This window comes from Labrys sp. E2SS-1L (genome assembly GCF_057073705.1).
Window position 1 is genome coordinate 2,501 of sequence record NZ_CP172715.1, and the last position, 3,091, is coordinate 5,591.

2 rRNA genes (1 of these 2 only partly in view) are annotated in these 3,091 nt (G+C 53.8%); both read left to right on the forward strand.

The features are described from left to right. A 23S ribosomal RNA gene (locus ACIGJE_RS35655) occupies positions 1–2,781 on the forward strand; it begins 30 nt to the left of the window's first position. 163 nt (positions 2,782–2,944) lie between these two features. Further along, positions 2,945–3,059 (forward strand): 5S ribosomal RNA (gene rrf / locus ACIGJE_RS35660). Positions 3,060–3,091 lie beyond the last annotated feature (32 nt).

The window sequence follows — 3,091 nt, forward strand, 5'->3', positions numbered from 1 at the left end:
GCCTTGGCACTGAGAGGCGATGAAGGACGTGGTACGCTGCGAAAAGTTTTGGGGAGCTGCGAACAAGCTTTGATCCAAAAATATCCGAATGGGGAAACCCACTTCCGACAATTGTTATTTTGAGATTGTCTCGAGAGCGCAAGTTCTTGAGCGATCTTGGACTAACAATTGTCAAATGGAGGTACTTTATCCCTGAATACATAGGGGATTAAGAGCGAACCCGGGGAACTGAAACATCTAAGTACCCGGAGGAAAGGACATCAACCGAGACTCCGTTAGTAGTGGCGAGCGAACGCGGACCAGGCCAGTGCCCTTCATTGAGTCAGCAGAACCGGATGGAAAGCCGGGCATGAGTGGGTGATAGCCCCGTATGCGACGATGATATGAAGGGACTTGAGTAGGGCGGGGCACGTGAAACCCTGTCTGAACGTGGGGGGACCACCCTCCAAGCCTAAGTACTCCTCAGTGACCGATAGCGAACCAGTACCGTGAGGGAAAGGTGAAAAGATCCCCGACGAGGGGAGTGAAACAGATCCTGAAACCGGATGCCTACAAACAGGTGGAGCCTGCAATGGTGACACCGTACCTTTTGTATAATGGGCCAGCGACTTAGTGAGACGGGCAAGCTTAAGCCGGTAGGTGTAGGCGTAGCGAAAGCGAGTCTGAACAGGGCGTTCAGTCCGTCTTATTAGACCCGAAACCGATGTGATCTAGCCATGAGCAGGTTGAAGGTGGGGTAACACCCACTGGAGGACCGAACCGGTGTCTGTTGAAAAAGCCTCGGATGACTTGTGGCTAGGGGTGAAAGGCCAATCAAACTCGGAAATAGCTGGTTCTCCGCGAAAACTATTTAGGTAGTGCGTCGCACGAATGTTCCAGGGGGTAGAGCACTGGATGGGCTAGGGGGTCTTACCGATCTACCAAACCTAACCAAACTCCGAATACCTGGAAACACTATGCGGCAGACAGACGGCGGGTGCTAACGTCCGTCGTCGAGAGGGAAAAAACCCTGACCACCAGCTAAGGCCCCTAATTCGTGGCTAAGTGGTAAAGGATGTGAGGATCCCATAACAACCAGGAGGTTGGCTTAGAAGCAGCCATCCTTTAAAGAAAGCGTAACAGCTCACTGGTCTAAACAAGGGTCTTTGCGCCGAAAATGTAACGGGGCTCAAGCCACGAGCCGAAGCTGTGGGTGTGCGCAAGCACGCGGTAGCGGAGCGTTCCATAGGCCTGTGAAGGAGTATGCGTGAGCAGCTCTGGAGGTATTGGAAGTGCGAATGCTGGCATGAGTAACGACAAACAGTGTGAGAGACACTGTCGCCGAAAGTCCAAGGGTTCCTGCGTAAAGCTAATCTGCGCAGGGTTAGTCGGCCCCTAAGGCGAGGCTGAAAAGCGTAGTCGATGGGAATGAGGTGAATATTCCTCAACCAGTGGGTAGTGACGGATCTCTTCCGTGGTGTGTTCTTATTGGATTGAGCATGCCATCACGAGGTTCCAGGAAATAGCTCCCACATCAGACCGTACCCGAAACCGACACAGGTGGACTGGTAGAGTATACCAAGGCGCTTGAGAGAACTATGCTGAAGGAACTCGGCAATTTGCCTCCGTAACTTCGGGATAAGGAGGCCTCGTTCGTGGGCAACCATGGGCGAGGGGCACAAACTAGGGGGTGGCGACTGTTTAACAAAAACACAGGGCTCTGCTAAGCCGCAAGGCGACGTATAGGGTCTGACGCCTGCCCGGTGCCGGAAGGTTAAGAGGAGAGGTGCAAGCTTTGAATCGAAGCCCCGGTAAACGGCGGCCGTAACTATAACGGTCCTAAGGTAGCGAAATTCCTTGTCGGGTAAGTTCCGACCTGCACGAATGGCGTAACGATCTCCCCGCTGTCTCCAGCATAGACTCAGTGAAATTGAATTCCCCGTGAAGATGCGGGGTACCTGCGCTTAGACGGAAAGACCCCGTGCACCTTTACTATAACTTTACACTGGCATTCGTGCTTGCATGTGTAGGATAGGTGGTAGGCTATGAAGCCAGGGCGCCAGCCCCGGTGGAGCCACCCTTGAAATACCACCCTTACGATCATGGATGTCTAACCGCGACCCGTCATCCGGGCCCGGGACAGTGTATGGTGGGTAGTTTGACTGGGGCGGTCGCCTCCCAAAGAGTAACGGAGGCGTGCGACGGTGGGCTCAGAGCGGTCGGAAATCGCTCGTCGAGTGCAATGGCATAAGCCCGCCTGACTGCGAGACTGACAAGTCGAGCAGAGACGAAAGTCGGCCATAGTGATCCGGTGGTCCGTTGTGGAACGGCCATCGCTCAACGAATAAAAGGTACGCCGGGGATAACAGGCTGATGATTCCCAAGAGTCCATATCGACGGAATCGTTTGGCACCTCGATGTCGACTCATCACATCCTGGGGCTGGAGAAGGTCCCAAGGGTTCGGCTGTTCGCCGATTAAAGTGGTACGTGAGTTGGGTTCAAAACGTCGTGAGACAGTTTGGTCCCTATCTGGCGTGGGCGTAGGAGAATTGAGAGGATCTGTCCTTAGTACGAGAGGACCGGGATGGACGTACCTCTGGTGGACCTGTTGTGGCGCCAGCCGCAGTGCAGGGTAGCTATGTACGGTCGGGATAACCGCTGAAGGCATCTAAGCGGGAAACCCACCTCAAGATGAGTTCTCCCTCGAAAGCCGTGGTAGACCACCACGTTGATAGGCCGGGTGTGGAAGCGGAGCGATCCGTGCAGCTTACCGGTACTAATAGCTTGATCGGCTTGATCGCTCTCATTTATCAATACTCACAACGCAGCAAACACGCTGCACAATGTGAAAAATAGAAAACAACCATCTTGTATGCTTCTCGCGACAAACACTTCGTATTTGTCGCTGCGCATACTCTTGACGATTGCTCCGCAATCGCAAGGGCTTCATTTTTGCTTCGCCGGCCTGGTGGCACTAGCGAGGAGCCTCAACCCGATCCCATCCCGAACTCGGCCGTTAAACTCCTCAGCGCCGATGGTACTATGTCTCAAGACCTGGGAGAGTAGGTCGTTGCCAGGCCTGCAAAGCAAAAATCTCAACAAACCATGACA